This window comes from Pseudomonas sp. SDI, assembly GCF_003105155.1.
GTDB lineage: Bacteria > Pseudomonadota > Gammaproteobacteria > Pseudomonadales > Pseudomonadaceae > Aquipseudomonas.
On record NZ_QETK01000012.1, the window covers coordinates 83,044 to 101,019 of the forward strand.

Below are 17,976 nucleotides of genomic sequence, written 5' to 3' on the forward strand. Positions count from 1 at the left end.
CCGGTTACATCCACATCGGTTGCAGGAAAGCGCGCATTCTACCCTGCGCTGAAGGTATGCAGGTCGAGGCTGTCCATCACCCGCGCCTGCACCAGTTCGGCAAACAGTTGCAGACTGGGCGAACTGAAGTAGTCGTTAAGTGCCGATTGATCGGCCCAGACCCCGTTGAGCAGCCAGAGGTCGGCGTCACAGGTCGAGCGTTGCAGGCTGAATTGCAGGCAGCCGGGGGTTTGTCGGGACGGTTCGAGCAACTGTTGCAGGCGCACCCCGAGTTCGGCCGAGCGCCCTGCGCTGGCGCGAACGAAGGAGAGATGGCTGACCGGTGGTGATGAAGTCATGGGCGTAGCTCCTGTGAAGCGGCCAGAGGGAAATCTGCCAGGCTGCCAAGGTTACGAGGGCCAGGTACCGGGGTGGTAGGCGGATCCTGTCGGCGGATTGCCTGATCCTGCGCGAACGGCGATCAAGAGCATCGCGGGACGAGCCCGCTGCCACAAGGCCAGTGCAAACCATGTGGAAGCGGCGGTGCGGCGAAGCGACTCGTCCCGCGATGGGGTCCGCAAGCCAGCAGAAACAGGATCAGGCAAGAACCCGGCAGCATCCAGCTAGCGCCAACGCTTGCACAAACCTATGCTGCGAAGGTCCGCCGAGGAATCCCCGCCATGTCCGCCCCCGAACCCCTTCACCCGCCGCTCGACCCTGCGCTGGAACGGCTGCGCCAGGAGCTGGCCGAGCTGATCCAACGCCATGGCGTCGGCACGTCCGGGGTGCCGTCGGCCATCGCCGACCTGTTCCTGGTGCGTTACGAGCAAAGCGTGCGGTCGATGCCGGCGCTGACGCAGCCGGCGTTGTGCATCCTGGCCCAGGGCAGCAAGGAAGTGACCCTCGGCGAAGAAACCTACCTCTACGATCCGCTGCATTACATGGTGGTGTCGGTGGCGATGCCGATCAGCGGCGTGCTGCTCGAAGCCAGCCCGGAGAACCCCAGCCTGGGCATCCGCCTGGACATCGACCCGGCCGAAATCAACAGCCTGATCGCCGAAACCGGGCCGATGGGCGTGCCGTCATTGCCGTCGGGGCGCGGCTTGTATGTGGAGCGGCTGGACACGCACCTGCTCGATGCCCTGCTGCGGCTGATCCGCCTGCTCGACGCCCCCAAGGATATCCCGGTGCTGGCACCGCTGATTCGCCGCGAGATTCTCTACCGGCTGCTGCGCGGGCCACAGGGCTCGCGGCTGTATGAAATTGCCATGGCCAATACCCAGACCCACCGAGTGTGCCAGGCGATCCAGTGGCTCAACGATTACTTCCACAAGCCGTTGCGGATCGAGGACCTGGCACGGGAAGTGAACCTGAGTGCATCGACCTTGCATCATCGGTTCAAGGCGGTGACCTCGATGAGCCCATTGCAATATCAGAAGCAACTGCGCTTGCAGGAAGCGCGGCGCTTGATGCTCAACGATGGGCTGGAGGCCTCGGTGGCGGGGTATCGGGTCGGCTATGAAAGCCCATCGCAGTTCAGCCGGGAATATAGCCGGCTGTATGGAGCACCACCGTTACGGGATATGGCCAGGTTACGTAGCACCCTTTGAATTGCTATCGCCGGCAAGGCCGGCGAAAAGGGCCTACAGCGCCCTCAGCACATGCTTGATTTCCTGAAACGCGCTCAGGCCCCAGGGCCCCAGCTCACGGCCGATACTGCTCTGCTTGTAGCCGCCCCACGCGGTCTGCGGGAAAATCACCTGCGGCGCATTGATCCACACCAGCCCGGCCTGCAACGCATTCGCCACCCGCTCCGCCGCTTCCAGGTCCTGCCCCACCACGCTGGCCACCAGCCCATACTCGCTGTCATTGGCCAACGCCAGGGCTTCGGCCTCGCTGGCCACCCGTTTCAGGCACAGCACCGGACCAAAGATCTCTTCGCGCCACAGCGCGCTGTCCAGCGGCACCTCGGTGAACACCGTGGGCTGCACAAAGTAACCGCACGGCTGATCCGCCACCCGCGCGCCGCCGCAGAGCAGGCGAGCGCCGGCATTCAGGCCACTGTCGATATGCCCGAGCACCCGCCGATACTGCGCCGCATTGACCAGCGGCCCCATGTCCTGCTCGGCCACGAACGGATCACCGACCCGAATCGCTGCCACCCGCGCCGTGAGCAAAGCGACGAAATCCTCGTACAGCGCATCGGCAATCAGCACCCGGCTGGTCGCCGAGCACATCTGTCCGGCATTGAAGAAGCCACCGGCACAGGCCAGTTCGACCGCCAGTTCCAGGTCGGCCGACGCCAGCACCAGCAAGGCCGACTTGCCGCCCAGCTCCAGGCTTACCCCTTTCACCGTTTCTGCCGCGCGCTGCATCACCTGCACGCCCACTGCATTGCTGCCGGTGAACGACACCTTGGCGATGCGCGGATCGCCGGCCAGCGGCGCGCCCACCGCCAGGCCGGTGCCACACACCAGGTTGAACACCCCGTTGGGCAAGCCGGCCTCGGCAATGATCGCCGCCAGTTCCAGCTCCGCCAGTGGCGTGACCTCGGACGGTTTGAGCACCACGCAGCAACCCGCGGCGAGCGCCGGCGCCAGCTTCCAGGCGGTGGTGACCATCGGGAAGTTCCACGGCACGATCAGCCCGACCACCCCGCACGGCTCGCGCCGCACCCGGGCGACAAACTCGTCGCTGGGCAAGGCCAGCGCACTGTCCTGCCCGGCCGCTGCGGCCAGCCCGGCGTAATAGTCGAACGTCGCGATCACGTCGTCGACGTCGATGGCCGATTCACCGAGCGGCTTGCCGCTGTTGCTCGATTGCAGCTCGATCAGCCGCTCGCGGCGCGCTTCGACGCCCCGCGCAATCGCCCGCAGCACGTCGGCGCGCTGGGCGCCACTGCTGCGCGACCAACCGGCGAAGGCTGCCTGCGCGGCAGCAGCCGCCGCGTTGAGCGTCTTGCCATCGCCGCCGGCCACCAGCGCCAGGGCCTGTTCGGTGCTCGGGTTGATCACTCCGAGCAGTTGCGGGCCATGCTGCCAGAGCCCGTCGATGTAAACGCCGGGCAGGGTCTGTTTGAGTGTCAGCATGTGCGCAGCGCCTCCAGCCACTGATTCTGGTCGATTTCGATCAGGCTCGGGCCCTTGCGATCGCAGGCCTGGCGCAGCGCGTCGCGCAGGCCGTCGACACTGTTGACCGCTTGCGCGGCACAGCCCAGGGCCTTGGCCACGCCGATGAAATCCGGGCTGTAGATGTCGACGCCGACCGGCTCGATGGCACGGTTGAGCATGTACTTCTTGATCTCTTCGTAGCCCTGGTTGTTCCACAACAGCACGATCAGCGGCACCTGCGCTTCGGCCGCGCTGGCCAGTTCCGAGAGAGTGAACTGCAAGCCGCCGTCACCAATCAGGCACACCGCCGGCAGACGCTCGGCCGGTTCAACGGCGCTGCCCAGCCAGGCGCCCATGGCGGCCGGCAAAGCGTAACCAAGGGTGCCGTAGCCGGTCGAGGCGTTGAACCAGCGCCGTGGATGGTCGAGGTCCAGGGTCAGGTTGCCGGTGTACACCGGCTGGGTCGAATCACCGACCAGCACGGCATTCGGCAGGGTTTCCAGGATGGTCTGCAGGAAGCGCGTCTGCGCCTGCATCGAGGCGTCCCACTCGGCGGCCAGGGTCTGGCGCAGGCGCGCGGCGCGGGCCACGCCCCAGTCGGCCGCGCGTACCGGCGCCGGCTGGTCGGCCAGGGCTTGCAGCAGGGCCTGGGTGGCCACGTCGGCATCGGCGACCAAGGCGACCTTGGGCGGGTAGTTGCGCACGCTCTGGTCCGGGTCGATGTCGATGCGCAGCAGCGTACCGGGGATCTCGAAGCCGCCCCTGAAGGTGATGTCGTAGTCGGTTTCGGCCAGCTCCGTGCCGATGGCCAGCACCACATCGGCCTCGCAGACCAGCGCGCGGGTGGCGAGCAGCGACTGGGTCGAGCCGATCAGCAGTGGGTGGCTGGCCGGCAGCATGCCCTTGGCATTGATGGTCAGCGCGGTCGGTGCCTGCAGGTAATCGGCCAGGCGGGTCAACGCGGCGCTGGCGTCGATGGCGCCGCCACCGGCAAGGATCAGCGGGCGCCGGGCAGCGGCCAGCAGCGCGGCCATTCTGGCGATTGGCGCCGGGGCGGCACCGGCACGGTCGACCCGCACTGGCGCGCAACCGAGCAGGTGGTCGGCGTCTTCGACCAACACATCCAGCGGGATTTCGATATGCACCGGGCGCGGCCGCGCACCGTCGAACACGGCGAAGGCGCGGGCCAGCACGGCGGGCAGATCGTCGGCCGACATCAGGGTGTGGGAGAACGCCGCCACGCCCGCCACTAGCGTGCTCTGCGCCGGCAGCTCATGCAGCTTGCCGCGGCCGCCACCCAGGGCAGTGCGCGATTGCACGCTGGAAATCACCAGCATCGGGATCGAGTCGGCGTAGGCCTGGCCCATCGCCGTGGCGATGTTGGTCATGCCTGGGCCGGTGATGATGAAGCAGACGCCCGGTTTGCCGCGGGTGCGTGCATAGCCGTCAGCCATGAACCCGGCGCCTTGCTCGTGGCGCGGGGTGATGTGGCGGATGCTGCAGCGGGCCAGGCCGCGGTAGAGCTCGACGGTGTGTACGCCGGGGATGCCGAAGACGTGATCGACGCCGTAGCCTTCAAGGAGTTTTACCAGTACTTCGCCGCATGTGGCCATGTTCGTCTGCCTGTGATTGTTCTGGAACAGAGCGTTATTGGACCGTCGGGCGGCTACCGGCACAATGCAAAAATCCTCATACTAGCCATGTCCCCAGATCATGGCTCAAGCACATGAAACGACTTCCGCCGCTCCCCGCCCTGCATACTTTCCTGGTCACGGCACAGTGCTGCAATTTCACCCGTGCAGCGCAGCAGTTGCACCTTACCCAGGGCGCAGTCAGCCGGCAGATTGCCGGGCTGGAGGAACACCTCGGCTACCCGTTGTTCGTGCGTCTGGCCCGAGGCCTGAGCCTGACCCGCGAAGGCCAGGACTGGCTGCCGCGGGTGCAACAGGTGTTCGGCTTGATCGAGGATGGTGTGCAGCAAGTGGGTGCGCGCAGCGCGACCTTGCACTTGAAGGCCCCGACCTGCGTGATGCGCTGGCTGCTGCCGCGCCTGATGGAGTGGCAGGCGCTGCGCCCGGATGTGCCGGTGGAGCTGACTACGTCGATGCAGTACGGGGTGGATTTTCGCCATGAGGCGTTCGATGCGGCGGTGGTCTATGGCGTGCAGCCCAATCATAGCGTGCAGGTGTTGAAGCTGTTCGACGAGCAGCTCACGCCGGTGTGTTCGCCGCAGTTGCTGGCGGGGCCGTTGCCGCTGCGCGCGGTGGCGGACTTGCAGCAGCACATGCTGCTGCACCCAGAGCGTAACGAGCGGGACTGGGCGTTGTGGTTGACGGCGGCCGGGGCCGAGTTGCCGCAGCAGGGTAAACGCCAGCACTTCGAGACGCTGGACATGGCCATGTCGATGGCGTCGCAGGGCAATGGGGTGGCGATTGGCGACTGGGCATTGATTGCCGAGGATCTGCGCAATGGCCGGCTGGTGATGCCGTTCGCTCTGCGTGTACCGACAGGCAAGGGCTATTACCTGGTGCGGCCACCAAGGTCATGTGCACCGGGGTTGCTGGAGTTGATGGATTGGATGGTGAAGCAGGTGTAGGCGCTGGCTTGCCTGCGCCTACAAGGAAAACGACCGTGCTTCAGTACCCGACCGTAAACCGCGCCCGTGGGTGCTGCGGGTTCTCCACCTCGTCGAGCATGGCAATCGCATAGTCGGCAAAAGTGATCCAGCTTTGGCCCTTGGCATCGACCAGCAACTGGTTCTCGCCGGTGCGGTACGTCCCGGTGCGCTCGCCTTCGACAAACAATGCCGACGGCGACAGGAAGGTCCAGTTCAACCCGCGTTCCTCGCGCAACGCATCAAGAAACGCACTCCCCGCCGCTGCCTCGGCCTTATAGGCCTCGGGGAAGTCCGGCTGGTCGATCACCCGCTCGCCCGACGGCAGCAGCAGGCTACCGGCCCCGCCCACCACCAGCAGGCGCTTGATGCCCGCCTGCTTCAGCGGCTCCAGCAGCACCGACGCCGGTACCGTGGCGAAATGCGCGGCGCTCAGCACCACGTCGCTCCCCGCCACGGCGGCTTGCAACGCCGCGCTGTCATGCACATCCAGCGCCTTCACGGTAATCCCGTCGCGGGCCAGCAACTGCCGCGGGTCACGGGCAATCGCCACCACGCTGTGGCCACGGCGCAGGGCCTCTTCCACCAACTCACTGCCGGCACGCCCGGTGGCGCCGATAATTGCGATCTTGCTCATGGAAAACCTCCGATCAGGATGGAACGACACTTACCACTTCATCTCGCCCTTGGCGACCTTGGCCCCAAGCTCCAGCGAGCTCTCTTCACCCAGGCCCGGGTAACGCTTCTTCATTGCCGCCACCAGCTCGGCCGAGTTGGCCGCCTTGGCGGTTTCTTCATCGAATGCGCGAATGTAGCCGGCAGTGAATTTCACCGCGTCCAGCGCACGGCTGCTGGTGCCCAGGTAATGCCCAGGAACCACGGTGGCCGGTGCCAACTGCTCGATTCGCTGCAAGGTGCCGAGCCAGTCCTGATGGGACGTGGCCGATTGCGTGTCGGCCATCCACACATGCAGGTTTTCCGCGACCACCACACCACCGACCACGGCCTTGATCGAGGGAATCCAGACAAAGCTGCGGTCTGGCTGCGGGCCGTCCAGGCCGAGCACTTCCAGTTGCTGACCTTCCAGGCTGAGGCGGTTGCCCTTGAGCACCTGCGGCACGACGAGCCGCTCAGGCTTGTCGGCGCCCATCTGCGGGCCCCAGTAGGCGAGCTTGGCATCCTTGGTCTGGTTGATATGGTCCACGGTCGCTTGCGAGGCCAGCACCTTGGCCTGCGGGTAGGCGCGGGTCAGGGTCTGCAGGCCGAAATAGTAATCCGGGTCGCCATGGCTGATATAGATGGTGGTCAGTTGCTTGCCGCTCGCTTTGAGCTTGTTCAGCAACTGCTCGGCCTGGCCCTTGCCGAACTGGGCATCGACCAGGATGGCGTCGTGCTCGCCACTGACAATCACCGAACTGACCGGGAACAGCGCGTCGCTGCCAGGGTTGTACACATCCAGCTTCAGCGGTGCGGCCGCCAGCGCCTGGCCCATCGCGCCAGCAGTGACGGCGGCCAGCAGTACGCGGCGTAGGGAAATGAATCGGGACATCGGGCAATACCTGTGCAAGGGGTCGATGGGGCACAGCTTAGTTGCACAAACCGTCACAAAAAATGCGATGCTTGGACATAGTTTGTTTCTGAAATCGGGCAAATCATGGATCGTCTTACCGCAATGCGGGTCTTCGTCACCGTCGTCGACCTGGGCAGCCAATCGGCCGCTGCCGACCAGTTGGACCTGTCGCGGCCGGTGGTGTCGCGCTACCTCGCCGAATTGGAAGACTGGGTCGGCGCACGCCTGATGCAGCGCACCACGCGCAAGCTCAGCCTGACCGCCGCCGGCGTGGAAACCCTGCCGCGCTGCCGGCAGTTGATCGAGCTGGCCGGCGACCTCAAAGCCGCCGTCAGCACCCCCGACGAAGCGCCGCGCGGCGAGCTGCGCATCAGCGTCAGCACCTCGTTCGGCCAGGCCCAGCTGGTGCAGGCGGTGGCCGAGTACGTGCAACGCTATCCGGGGGTGAAGGTCGACCTGCAAATGCTCGACCGCACGGTGAATCTGGTGGACGAGCGCATCGACCTGGCGATCCGCACCAGCAACGACATCGACCCCAACCTGATCGCCCGGCGCCTGTCGGTGTGCCGCTCGGTGATCTGCGCCTCGCCGGCCTACCTGCGCCAGCACCCGGCGCCGCAACAGGTGGCCGAGCTCAGCCGGCACAACTGCCTGACCCACTCCTACTTCGGCCGCAGCCTCTGGCACTTCGACGTGGCCGGCGAGCCGGTCTCGGTGCCGGTGCAGGGCAACATCAGCGCCAACGAAGCAATGACCCTGCAACGGGCGGCCCTGGCCGGCGCCGGCGTGGCGATGCTGCCGACTTACCAGGCCGCCTGTGCGCTGCGCAGCGGCGAGCTGGTGCGCCTGCTGCCGGATGCCAAGCCGCGCGAGCTGAACCTGAACGCCGTGTACACCTCGCGCAAGCACATGCCGGCCACCCTGCGCAGCATGCTCGACTTCCTCGCCGAACGCTTCACTGCCGAACCGCTGTGGGACCGCGACCTGGCCTAGCGGCACAGCACCGCCGCCAACGCTGAACTATGCTTGTGAACAGCACGCCAGTGTGGCTGACAGGAGGTAAGCGTGATGATCCTGAACTCCAGAAAATGCGCTGTGGTCTGCGCCCTTGCCGCCGTCGTCGGCCTGTATGCAGCCGCCGCCTACCGCGTCGAGCAGGCACGCCATCAACCGTATTCGGCGGCCAGTTGCAGCCTGGCGCATTGCGTACCGCACACTGCGACCCTCAGTGCGTTGAGGTAGACGCCCGCGGCTCGCGACGACGGAACTCGCGCGGTGACAGGCCGGTGAGTCGGCGGAAGAACCGCAAGAAGTACGCTGGCTCGGCAAAACCCAGGCTGTCCGAAAGCTGATTGATGGTCAGGCGGGTGTAGATCAGGTCACGCTTGGCTTCCAGCAGGAGCCGCTGAGGGAGGATCTGCAGCGCCGACTGCCCCGCCAATTGCCGGCACAGGCTGTTCAGCGACGCCAGCGAAACCCCGACCTGATGCGCCAACGGCTCGATGCTCGGTTGTTGGCGGAATTGTCGTTCAATCAATTGATTGAATCGTTGCAGGTGGCTCGAACAGGGCATGGTCGAGCTGCTGCGCGAAGCCTCACCGGCACTGCAGGCACAGCTACTGGAGACCTTCCGCAACCTGCTGCTCGGTAGCGCGGCGGTATCATTGCTCGGGCTGGTGGCGGCGGTTGCCCTGCCCAACCGCGAACTACGCGGGCATTGAGTACGCTGGCAGGTGCTCGCTATTGAGGTCACGAGCGGGAATCCTGTCCTGAGGACGCACTTGCGCCCTGAGCGGCCGGTGGACCTTCCGAGCCTTGCACACGTGGCTGCGCCTGGCCCCTGATCCGCCGTATCGCGCGTTGCAACGTGTGCATTTCCTGCTCGCTGCTGGACGGAAAGCGCCGCCCTTCCCTTCGTGCCGTGTTGCTCTCCTGCCTAAGTCGCAGAAGGCGAGCCTCCAGCTCCCGCGTTGGGCGAGCTCGGGCCTGTTGCGCCAAGACATCCGGGGCAAAAGGTGAGGTGCTCGGGCGCTCGGCGAGTTCATACCTCGGTGCTGCCTCTCTGGGGGCAGCAGGATGCGGGTCCACCAGCGAATACGGCGGAGGATACCCCGAGTGTATCGACGCAACCGAGCCGACGTCGCTGGCCCTCCTGCCGGGATAAACCGGTGGAATCGGGTCCAGTACCTGCCAACCAAGGCCGTTGGGCGCTTCCGCCAGGCTGCGCAGCGCGGGCGCACGGGGACGAACCCGGCGCAGTGGAAACAGATCGCCAAGCACTGAAACCGCCTTTGAAAAAGGACTATGGCCCGTCGGGTCTTTGCCGTTTGCCGGGTCTCCCAGGCAATACATATAGGCATTCATCCCGCCTGCGCCAAAAGGGCTCCAGCTATCGGGGCTGTTAAAGCGCATCAGCAGCGGAATGTAGTCGCGGTAGCCGGCGCCCAACGGATAGTGCCGGGTGGCCGCCTCGAACACCTCGCCGTTGAACCCCGGCAGGTCGTCCGCGTCGTCCTTGGCAAGGTGGAACCCATAAGGCAGGTAGGCACACCGGACCTCGGCCGCCGAGCCGGATGCCCCAAGAACCGATTGCTGCGCGTCGACCAGCAGCAACGCTGCCTCGACCTGCCCGGGCTGGCGCCGATGCTGGGCCAGCAGCCGATCAGCGTGCTGGAACAGCGAGCGCTGCGCGTCGCCGTCTATTTCGCTGACCCGGCGCTGGTGCGCATAAAAATAATGCCGGCTCGGCTGTCCAGATGCCTGAACACTGCTGAGCCGGTCGAGGCTATCGTAGCGCTGACGGTGAGTCGAGCCTGCATGAAGTGAAGCCATCGCGAGGGTTCCTGACAGCGGATTATTCCGCTGCGCAGCTTGCTGCACGCCTCGCAAGCTGTCGCCTCACAGAACTACCGGCGAGGTAGCGCCTAAGCGCGGCGCTGGGTCCAGGCCACGGCCAGGCCGCTCAAGCAGATCACAGCGATACCGACAATGCCGAACAGGTCGGGCATGTGCTCGAAGAGCAGGTAGCCATAGAGTCCGGCGAAGACGATCTGGCCGTAGCTGAACGGCGCCAGCATGGCCGGCGCGGCGTGGCGAAACGCCTGGGTCAGGAGCATGTGCCCGAGCATGCCGCAGGTGCCCAGGCCGAGCATGAACAGCGCGTGGCTGAGGCTGGGGGTGGTCCAGAAGAACGGCACCAGCGCGGTCATGATCAGGCTGTTGAGGATTCCGGTGAGGAAGTTGCTGGTGGTTGGACTGTCGATGCCGCTGAGCTTGCGCGTAAGCAGTTGGTAACAACCGAAACAGAACGCCGAACACAGCGGGTAGAGAATCGCCGGGGTGAACAGCACCCCACCCGGCCGCACCACAATCAGCACCCCGAGGAAACCGGCAATCACTGCCAGCCACTGGTGGCGGCTGACCCGTTCGCCGAGCAGCGGCACCGACAGCGCAGTCACCAGCAGCGGCGCCAGGAAGTTCACTGCGGTAGCCTCGGCCAGCGGGATATAGCGCAGCCCGGTGGTGAAGAACAGGCTGGTGCCGATCAGGCACAACGCCCGCGCCAGTTGCAGGCCGGGCCGGCGAGTGCGGACCACCGCCGAGAAGCCGCTGCGCGGCACGAAGACCACCAGCATCAACACCGTGTGTACGACGTAGCGCGCCCAGACCACCATGACGATGGCGTAAAACCCGGAGAGGTACTTCGACAGCGCATCGTGACTGGCGAACAGCAGCACCGCCAGGCAGATCAGGGCGATCCCTTTGAGGGGCTGTTCGGCTCCGCCAAGGCTGGGTTTGGCTGCGGTCATGCACGGCTCGATGAAAAATAATTAATTAGCCGGCTAACTAACCGGACATTGCCCGGCGCTTAAACTGCGCCGGGCCGGCTATTCTTGCCCGGCCCGCCCCAGGAAACAAATGCCTAGGCGCGTGCTACAAAGTTTAACAATCGCTCACAAATGCTCAATTGCGCAAGGCAGGGCTCAAGCGCAGCATATCCAGCCCGGCGTCGACCCATTTGCCGGCATCTTTTTGCAGTTCGAAGCTTTCCGGCAGCAGCAGCCAACGGCTGATGAGGCCATCGATATAGGCAAAAATCGCCACGGCCGCCCGCTCCGCGTGCAAGTCGGCGGGCAGTTGCCCACGGTTCACGGCGTTGCGCAAGGTCAGCACGATGTCGCCATGGCAGTCCAGCGTCGAGGCCTGCCGCTGCTGGCGAATGTCGCACATGTCATCGGTGAACTCGCACTTGTGGTGCAGAATTTCATAAATGCGCCGGGTTTTCGGGTCCAGGACCGTCTGATGAAACACCTGGATCAACAACTGTCGCATGCAGCCGAGCGGGTCCGGCTCTTCTTCGCTTTCACTGGCCCGGGCCAGCGCATCGAGCGGTTCGCGCAAACTGTCGAGCATGGCCTGAACCAGTTCGGCCTTGTTATTGAAATGCCAGTAGATGGCGCCTCGGGTCACCCCGGCAAGCTCGGCGATGTCGGCTAGGGTAGTACGGGCAACCCCGCGCTTGTAAAAGGCTTTTTCCGCGGCTTCGAGGATCTGGCTACGGGTTTCCAGGGCTTCCTCTTTGGTTCGACGGACCATGGCAGTACAACCTCATCAAAGGGCCGGGCGCACGCTGCAGGCGCCTGGGTGCTATGCCGGTAATGCCGGGCTCGGGCAGCTACCGAATGTCTAATATTGCTCTACGCGGGTCATGCTGGACCAAACGTGAGGTGTTTACAAACAACCATGAATGTAAGTATATTCGTTAGTAAGCTACTTATCCACTCAGGAATGTTTTTTCCTACACCCCGTTTCCATTACTCTTGAGCGTCTTCAGCTCTTTCTGACCCGAGGATCTTCATGCAATTCAAGCCAGCTGTTACCGCTCTGGTTTCCGCCGTCGCCCTGGCAACACTGCTCAGCGGCTGTAAAAAGGAAGAAGCGGCGCCCGTGGCGCAGGTTCCTCAGGTCGGCGTCGTAACCCTGCAACCACAAGCCTATACCCTGACCTCCGACCTGCCCGGCCGCACCACGGCGTTCCGCGTAGCCGAGGTTCGCCCACAGGTGAACGGCATCATTCTCAAGCGCCTGTTCAAGGAAGGCAGCGACGTGAAGGAAGGGCAGCAGCTCTACCAGATCGATCCGTCGGTATACGAGGCCACCCTGGGTAGCGCGCAAGCCAACCTGCAATCGACCCGTTCGCTGGCCGAGCGCTACAAGCAACTGGTCGCCGAGCAGGCGGTCAGCCGCCAGGAATACGACGACGCGAACGCCAAACGTTTGCAGGCTGAAGCCAGCCTGAAAAGTGCCCAGATCGACCTGCGCTACACCAAGGTGCTGGCCCCGCTCAGCGGTCGTATCGGGCGTTCTTCGGTTACCGAAGGCGCACTGGTGAACAACGGCCAGGCCGACGCCATGGCGGTGATCCAGCAGCTCGACCCGATCTACGTTGACGTCACCCAGTCTTCGGCCGAGCTGCTCAAGCTGCGCCGCGAGCTGGAAAACGGCCAGTTGCAGAAGATCGGCAGCAACGCCGCCCAGGTCAAGCTGGTGCTGGAAGACGGCAGCCAGTACGCCCACGCCGGGCGCCTGGAATTCTCCGAAGTCTCGGTCGACCAGACCACCGGCTCGGTGACCCTGCGCGCGGTGTTCCCGAACCCCGACCACAACCTGCTGCCGGGCATGTTCGTGCACGCCCTGCTCGGCGCCGGCGTCAAGGACGCCGCGATTCTCGCCCCGCAACAAGGCGTGACCCGCGACCTCAAGGGCCAGCCAACGGCCCTGGTGGTCAACCAGGACAACAAGGTCGAACTGCGCCAGCTCAAGGCCAGCCGTACCGTGGGTAGCGACTGGCTGATCGAGGAAGGCCTGAACGCCGGCGACCGCCTGATCACTGAAGGCCTGCAGTTCGTCAAGCCGGGGATCGAAGTCAAGGCCAACCCTGCCAGCAACGTCAAGCAAGCCCAGCCAACCCAGGCCAATGCAGCACCTGCAGGGGCCAAAGGGGAGTAAACCATGTCGAGATTCTTTATCGATCGCCCGATTTTTGCCTGGGTGATCGCCCTGGTGATCATGCTGGTCGGCGCCTTGTCGATCCTCAAATTGCCGATCAACCAGTACCCGAGCATCGCCCCGCCGGCCATCGCCATCGCCGTGACCTATCCGGGCGCCTCGGCGCAGACCGTGCAGGACACCGTGGTTCAGGTGATCGAGCAGCAGCTCAACGGGATCGACAACCTGCGTTATGTTTCCTCGGAAAGTAACTCCGACGGCAGCATGACCATCACCGCGACCTTCGAGCAGGGGACCAACCCCGACACCGCGCAGGTCCAGGTGCAGAACAAGCTCAACCTGGCCACCCCGCTGCTGCCGCAAGAAGTGCAGCAGCAGGGTATCCGCGTGACCAAGGCGGTGAAGAACTTCCTGCTGGTCATCGGCCTGGTGTCCGAAGACGGCAGCATGAGCAAGGACGACCTGGCCAACTACATCGTCTCGAACATGCAGGACCCGATCTCGCGTACCGCGGGCGTCGGTGACTTCCAGGTGTTCGGTGCGCAGTACGCCATGCGTATCTGGCTCGATCCGGCGAAGCTGAACAAGTTCCAGCTAACCCCGGTCGACGTGCGCACCGCGGTTGCCGCGCAAAACGTCCAGGTGTCGTCCGGTCAGCTCGGCGGCCTGCCGGCCCTGCCCGGCCAGCAACTGAACGCGACCATCATCGGCAAGACCCGTCTGCAGACCGCCGAGCAATTCGAGAAGATCCTGCTCAAGGTCAACCGCGACGGCTCGCAAGTGCGCCTGGGCGATGTCGCCAAGGTTGGCCTGGGTGGCGAGAACTATGCCATCAGCGCCCAGTTCAACGGCAAGCCGGCGTCCGGCCTGGCGGTAAAACTGGCCACCGGTGCCAACGCCCTGGACACGGCCAAGGCCCTGCGCAAGACCATTACCGACCTGGAACCGTTCTTCCCGCAAGGCATGAAGGCGGTCTTCCCGTATGACACCACCCCGGTGGTGACCGAATCGATCAGCGGGGTAATCCATACCCTGGTCGAAGCGATCGTGCTGGTGTTCCTGGTGATGTACCTGTTCCTGCAGAACTTCCGCGCCACGGTGATCACCACCATGACGGTGCCGGTGGTGTTGCTGGGGACCTTCGGCATCCTCGCGGCGGCCGGCTTCAGCATCAACACCCTGACCATGTTCGGCATGGTGCTGGCCATCGGCTTGCTGGTGGACGACGCCATCGTCGTGGTGGAAAACGTCGAGCGGGTGATGTCCGAAGAGGGCCTGTCACCCAAGGAAGCGACCAAGAAATCCATGGGTCAGATCCAGGGTGCCCTGGTCGGTATCGCCCTGGTTCTGTCGGCGGTACTGCTGCCGATGGCGTTCTTCGGTGGTTCCACCGGGGTGATCTACAAGCAGTTCTCCATCACCATCGTCTCGGCCATGGCGCTGTCGGTACTGGTCGCACTGATCTTCACCCCGGCGCTCTGCGCCACCATGCTCAAGCCGATTCAGAAAGGCGAGCATCACGTTGCCAAGCGCGGCTTCTTCGGCTGGTTCAACCGCAACTTCGACCGCAGCGTGCAAAGCTACGAACGCGGCGTCGGCAACATGTTGCGGCACAAGGCGCCGTACCTGCTGGCCTACCTGTTGATCGTGGTCGGCATGATCTGGCTGTTCACCCGCATCCCTACCGCGTTCCTGCCGGAAGAAGACCAGGGCGTACTCTTCGCCCAGGTGCAGACCCCGGCCGGCTCCAGTGCCGAGCGTACCCAGGTGGTGATCGACGAGATGCGCGCCTACCTGCTGGACAAAGAGGCCGACACCGTCGCCTCGGTGTTCACCGTGAACGGCTTCAACTTCGCCGGTCGTGGGCAGAGCTCGGGCCTGGCGTTCATCATGCTCAAGCCATGGGGCGAACGTTCCGCCGAGAACAACGTGTTCAACCTGGCGGCGCGGGCCCAGCAGCACTTCTTCAGCTTCCGCGATGCGATGGTGTTCGCCTTTGCCCCGCCGGCAGTACTGGAGCTGGGTAACGCCACCGGTTTCGACGTGTTCCTGCAGGACCGTGCCGGCGTTGGCCACGAAAAGCTGATGCAAGCCCGTAACCAGTTCCTCGGCATGGCCGCGCAGAGCAAGATCCTCTCGGCGGTGCGTCCGAACGGCCTGAACGATGAACCGCAGTACCAACTGACCGTCGACGACGAGCGTGCCAGTGCCCTGGGCGTGACCATCACCGACATCAACAGCACCCTGTCGATTGCCCTGGGTGCCAGCTACGTCAACGACTTCATCGACCGCGGTCGGGTGAAGAAGGTCTACATCCAGGGCGAAGCCGCGTCGCGCATGAGCCCCGAAGACCTGCAGAAATGGTACGTGCGCAACGCCGCTGGCGAGATGGTGCCGTTCTCCGCCTTCGCCAAGGGTGAGTGGATCTACGGTGCACCGAAGCTGTCGCGTTACAACGGTGTCGAAGCCATGGAAATTCTCGGTGCGCCAGCCCCTGGCTACAGTACCGGCGAGGCCATGGCCGAGGTCGAGCGCCTGGCCGGTCAACTGCCGGCCGGTATCGGTTACTCGTGGACCGGCCTGTCGTACGAGGAGCGCCTGTCCGGCTCCCAGGCGCCGGCGCTGTATGCGCTATCGCTGCTGATGGTGTTCCTGTGCCTGGCGGCGCTGTATGAAAGCTGGTCGATCCCGATCGCCGTGATGCTGGTGGTGCCGTTGGGGATCATCGGTGCGCTGCTGGCCACCAGCCTGCGCGGCCTGTCCAACGACGTGTACTTCCAGGTGGGCCTGTTGACCACCATCGGTCTGGCGGCGAAGAACGCGATCCTGATCGTCGAGTTCGCCAAGGAACTGCACGAACAGGGCCGCAGCCTGATCGATGCCGCCATCGAAGCCTGCCGGATGCGTCTGCGGCCGATCATCATGACCTCGCTGGCGTTCATTCTCGGCGTGGTCCCGTTGGCCATCTCCAGCGGTGCCGGCTCGGGCAGCCAGCACGCTATCGGTACCGGGGTAATCGGCGGGATGCTGACGGCCACGATACTGGCGATCTTCTGGGTACCGCTGTTCTTTGTCAGTGTGTCGTCATGGTTCGGCAGCAAGAAGCCCGAAACCGACGATGCCCCCGAAACTCCACGCTATGAGGCTGGGCAATGAGTAAGTCCCTGTTGTCTTTGGCGGTCACCGCTTTCATTCTTGGCGGCTGTTCGCTGATCCCCGATTACCAGACCCCTGAGGCGCCGGTGGCGGCCCAGTGGCCGCAAGGTCCGGCGTACTCGCCGGCCGAGTCGGCCGCGGTCGCGGCGGCCGAGCAGGGCTGGCGTCAGTTCTTCCACGACCCGGCACTGCAACAGCTGATCCAGACGTCGCTGGAAAACAACCGCGACCTGCGTGTCGCGGCGCTGAACATCGACGCCTACCGCGCGCAATACCGCATCAGCCGTGCCGACCTGTTCCCGGCCATCAACGCCAATGGCAGCGGTAGCCGCCAGCGCGTGCCGGCCAACGTCTCGCAAAGCGGCGAAGCGGCTATCAACAGCCAATACTCGGCCACCGTCGGCGTCAGTGCCTACGAGCTGGACCTGTTCGGCCGGGTGCGCAGCCTCAACGAGCAGGCACTGGAAACCTACCTGTCGAGTGAACAGGCGCGACGTTCCACGCAAATCGCCCTGGTGGCCAGCGTGGCCAATGCCTACTTCACCTGGCAGGCCGACCAGGCCCTGCTCAAGCTGACCGAAGATACCCTCAAGACCTACGAGGAAAGCTACGCGCTGACCAGCCGTAGCAACGAAGTGGGGGTGGCCTCGGCGCTGGACCTGAGCCAGGCGCGTACCGCGGTTGAAGGGGCGCGGGTCAAGCTGGCGCAGTATCAGCGCCTGGTAGCCCAGGACCTGAACAGCCTGACCGTGCTGGTCGGGACCGGGATTCCAGCGACCCTGCCGGCGGCGCAAAAGCTCGATGCCGACCTGCTCAGCGAAGTACCGGCCGGCCTGCCGTCCGAGCTGCTGCAGCGCCGTCCTGACATCATGGAAGCCGAGCACCTGCTCAAGGCTTCCAATGCCAACATCGGTGCGGCGCGTGCGGCGTTCTTCCCGAGCATCAGCCTGACCGCCAATGCCGGGACCTTGAGCCCGGACATGGGTGGCCTGTTCAAGGGTGGCTCGGGCACCTGGCTGTTCCAGCCGCAGATCAGCATCCCGATCTTCAACGCCGGCAGCCTGAAGGCCAGCCTGGATTACTCGAAAATCCAGAAAGACATCAACGTTGCCAAGTATGAGAAGACCATCCAGACCGCCTTCCAGGAAGTCTCCGATGGCCTGGCGGCGCGTCAGACCTTCAACGAACAGTTGCAGGCACAGCGCGATCTGGTGGCGGCCAACCAGGACTACTACCGCCTGGCCGAGCGTCGCTACCGGATCGGTATCGACAGCAACCTGACCTTCCTCGATGCCCAGCGTGGCTTGTTCAGTGCGCAGCAGTCGCTGATCAGCGATCGCCTGTCGCAGCTGGTGAGCGAGGTCAACCTGTACAAGGCGCTGGGCGGCGGCTGGTACGAGCAGACCCAGCCACAAGCCAAGGCAGCAACGCCGAAGGGTTGAGTGCGGTTTGTGTTGCAGAAGCCCGGCATCCGCCGGGCTTTTTTATGCGTCCCGCGATGGATTCACCATAATCCCGTTCGATTACCGCCCAATTCC

At 64.5% G+C, this 17,976-nt stretch carries 16 protein-coding genes and 1 pseudogene; 8 read left to right on the forward strand and 9 right to left on the reverse strand.

Annotated elements, in window-relative coordinates:
• Positions 1–38 precede the first annotated feature (38 nt).
• Positions 39–338: a putative quinol monooxygenase gene (locus DCO48_RS10270; protein WP_116550495.1), complete on the reverse strand. Its 300-nt coding sequence runs from the start codon at positions 336–338 to the stop codon at positions 39–41.
• A 321-nt stretch (positions 339–659) separates the two neighbouring features.
• On the opposite strand from DCO48_RS10270, the gene DCO48_RS10275 reads away from it, so the two are divergent.
• Positions 660–1,589: an AraC family transcriptional regulator gene (locus tag DCO48_RS10275; RefSeq protein ID WP_116550496.1), complete on the forward strand. Its 930-nt coding sequence runs from the start codon at positions 660–662 to the stop codon at positions 1,587–1,589.
• Between the two features lie 33 nt (positions 1,590–1,622).
• On the opposite strand, the gene DCO48_RS10280 is transcribed toward DCO48_RS10275, so the two are convergent.
• Both DCO48_RS10280 and DCO48_RS10285 read right to left on the reverse strand, forming a co-directional pair.
• Positions 1,623–3,065, reverse strand: a complete 1,443-nt coding sequence (locus DCO48_RS10280; protein ID WP_177410605.1) for an aldehyde dehydrogenase family protein — start codon at positions 3,063–3,065, stop codon at positions 1,623–1,625.
• Positions 3,062–4,702, reverse strand: coding sequence for a 5-guanidino-2-oxopentanoate decarboxylase (locus DCO48_RS10285; RefSeq protein WP_116550498.1), 1,641 nt, complete (start codon positions 4,700–4,702; stop codon positions 3,062–3,064). The genes DCO48_RS10280 and DCO48_RS10285 overlap by 4 nt, the downstream gene beginning before the upstream one ends.
• Positions 4,703–4,815: 113 nt before the next feature.
• On the opposite strand from DCO48_RS10285, the gene DCO48_RS10290 reads away from it, so the two are divergent.
• Positions 4,816–5,685 (forward strand): LysR substrate-binding domain-containing protein, encoded by an 870-nt coding sequence (locus tag DCO48_RS10290; RefSeq protein ID WP_116550499.1) that lies wholly within the window; start codon positions 4,816–4,818, stop codon positions 5,683–5,685.
• Between the two features lie 40 nt (positions 5,686–5,725).
• Here DCO48_RS10290 and DCO48_RS10295 read toward each other — a convergent pair whose 3' ends face one another.
• Together DCO48_RS10295 and DCO48_RS10300 are read right to left on the reverse strand one after the other, a co-directional pair.
• Positions 5,726–6,340, reverse strand: a complete 615-nt coding sequence (locus DCO48_RS10295; RefSeq protein WP_116550500.1) for an NAD(P)-dependent oxidoreductase — start codon at positions 6,338–6,340, stop codon at positions 5,726–5,728.
• Between the two features lie 30 nt (positions 6,341–6,370).
• On the reverse strand, positions 6,371–7,252 hold the full coding sequence (locus tag DCO48_RS10300) for an MBL fold metallo-hydrolase (RefSeq protein WP_116550501.1): 882 nt from the start codon (positions 7,250–7,252) through the stop codon (positions 6,371–6,373).
• A 105-nt stretch (positions 7,253–7,357) separates the two neighbouring features.
• Here DCO48_RS10300 and DCO48_RS10305 point away from each other — a divergent pair, with 105 nt between their 5' ends.
• Positions 7,358–8,266 (forward strand): LysR family transcriptional regulator, encoded by a 909-nt coding sequence (locus tag DCO48_RS10305; protein WP_116550502.1) that lies wholly within the window; start codon positions 7,358–7,360, stop codon positions 8,264–8,266.
• A 72-nt stretch (positions 8,267–8,338) separates the two neighbouring features.
• A complete protein-coding gene (locus tag DCO48_RS22715; RefSeq protein ID WP_165840758.1) occupies positions 8,339–8,515 on the forward strand; it encodes a hypothetical protein in 177 nt (58 codons plus the stop codon).
• Here the strand turns inward: DCO48_RS22715 and DCO48_RS10310 are convergent.
• Positions 8,499–8,831: pseudogene (locus DCO48_RS10310) on the reverse strand (helix-turn-helix domain-containing protein); the annotation flags it as partial. The gene DCO48_RS22715 and the pseudogene DCO48_RS10310 overlap by 17 nt on opposite strands.
• A 13-nt stretch (positions 8,832–8,844) precedes the next feature.
• Between DCO48_RS10310 and DCO48_RS22720 the strand changes: the two are divergent.
• Positions 8,845–8,994 carry a hypothetical protein gene (locus DCO48_RS22720; RefSeq protein ID WP_165840759.1) on the forward strand — a complete coding sequence of 50 codons (150 nt, stop codon included), beginning with the start codon at positions 8,845–8,847 and terminating at the stop codon, positions 8,992–8,994.
• Positions 8,995–9,022: 28 nt separating this feature from the next.
• Here the strand turns inward: DCO48_RS22720 and DCO48_RS10315 are convergent, their stop codons facing one another.
• From DCO48_RS10315 to DCO48_RS10325, 3 genes are all read right to left on the reverse strand, one after another.
• A complete protein-coding gene (locus tag DCO48_RS10315; RefSeq protein ID WP_116550504.1) occupies positions 9,023–10,105 on the reverse strand; it encodes an RHS repeat-associated core domain-containing protein in 1,083 nt (360 codons plus the stop codon).
• A 92-nt stretch (positions 10,106–10,197) separates the two neighbouring features.
• The gene (locus tag DCO48_RS10320) at positions 10,198–11,082 is read right to left on the reverse strand and encodes a DMT family transporter (protein WP_116550505.1); all 885 of its coding nucleotides are present in this window, start codon (positions 11,080–11,082) and stop codon (positions 10,198–10,200) included.
• Between the two features lie 154 nt (positions 11,083–11,236).
• Positions 11,237–11,869: a TetR family transcriptional regulator gene (locus DCO48_RS10325; RefSeq protein ID WP_116550506.1), complete on the reverse strand. Its 633-nt coding sequence runs from the start codon at positions 11,867–11,869 to the stop codon at positions 11,237–11,239.
• A 261-nt stretch (positions 11,870–12,130) separates the two neighbouring features.
• Between DCO48_RS10325 and DCO48_RS10330 the strand changes: the two genes are divergently transcribed.
• From DCO48_RS10330 to adeC, 3 genes are read left to right on the forward strand one after another with little or no spacing between them, the layout of a single operon-like run.
• Complete coding sequence (locus DCO48_RS10330; RefSeq protein WP_116550507.1) at positions 12,131–13,282, forward strand: efflux RND transporter periplasmic adaptor subunit; 1,152 nt, start codon at positions 12,131–12,133, stop codon at positions 13,280–13,282.
• Between the two features lie 3 nt (positions 13,283–13,285).
• Positions 13,286–16,438 carry an efflux RND transporter permease subunit gene (locus DCO48_RS10335; RefSeq protein ID WP_116550508.1) on the forward strand — a complete coding sequence of 1,051 codons (3,153 nt, stop codon included), beginning with the start codon at positions 13,286–13,288 and terminating at the stop codon, positions 16,436–16,438.
• On the forward strand, positions 16,435–17,880 hold the full coding sequence (gene adeC, locus DCO48_RS10340; protein ID WP_116550509.1) for an AdeC/AdeK/OprM family multidrug efflux complex outer membrane factor: 1,446 nt from the start codon (positions 16,435–16,437) through the stop codon (positions 17,878–17,880). Before DCO48_RS10335 ends, adeC begins: the two co-directional genes overlap by 4 nt.
• The last annotated feature ends 96 nt before the right edge of the window (positions 17,881–17,976 follow it).

Coding starts and splice junctions, on each gene's coding strand:
- adeC (WP_116550509.1), top strand. CDS start 16,435: ATGAGTAAGTCCCTGTTGTCTTTGGCGGTCACCGCTTTCATTCTTGGC.
- DCO48_RS10335 (WP_116550508.1), top strand. CDS start 13,286: ATGTCGAGATTCTTTATCGATCGCCCGATTTTTGCCTGGGTGATCGCC.
- DCO48_RS10300 (WP_116550501.1), bottom strand. CDS start 7,252: ATGTCCCGATTCATTTCCCTACGCCGCGTACTGCTGGCCGCCGTCACT.
- DCO48_RS10275 (WP_116550496.1), top strand. CDS start 660: ATGTCCGCCCCCGAACCCCTTCACCCGCCGCTCGACCCTGCGCTGGAA.
- DCO48_RS10270 (WP_116550495.1), bottom strand. CDS start 338: ATGACTTCATCACCACCGGTCAGCCATCTCTCCTTCGTTCGCGCCAGC.
- DCO48_RS10290 (WP_116550499.1), top strand. CDS start 4,816: ATGAAACGACTTCCGCCGCTCCCCGCCCTGCATACTTTCCTGGTCACG.
- DCO48_RS22720 (WP_165840759.1), top strand. CDS start 8,845: ATGGTCGAGCTGCTGCGCGAAGCCTCACCGGCACTGCAGGCACAGCTA.
- DCO48_RS10325 (WP_116550506.1), bottom strand. CDS start 11,869: ATGGTCCGTCGAACCAAAGAGGAAGCCCTGGAAACCCGTAGCCAGATC.
- DCO48_RS10315 (WP_116550504.1), bottom strand. CDS start 10,105: ATGGCTTCACTTCATGCAGGCTCGACTCACCGTCAGCGCTACGATAGC.
- DCO48_RS10330 (WP_116550507.1), top strand. CDS start 12,131: ATGCAATTCAAGCCAGCTGTTACCGCTCTGGTTTCCGCCGTCGCCCTG.
- DCO48_RS10285 (WP_116550498.1), bottom strand. CDS start 4,702: ATGGCCACATGCGGCGAAGTACTGGTAAAACTCCTTGAAGGCTACGGC.
- DCO48_RS10320 (WP_116550505.1), bottom strand. CDS start 11,082: ATGACCGCAGCCAAACCCAGCCTTGGCGGAGCCGAACAGCCCCTCAAA.
- DCO48_RS10295 (WP_116550500.1), bottom strand. CDS start 6,340: ATGAGCAAGATCGCAATTATCGGCGCCACCGGGCGTGCCGGCAGTGAG.
- DCO48_RS10305 (WP_116550502.1), top strand. CDS start 7,358: ATGGATCGTCTTACCGCAATGCGGGTCTTCGTCACCGTCGTCGACCTG.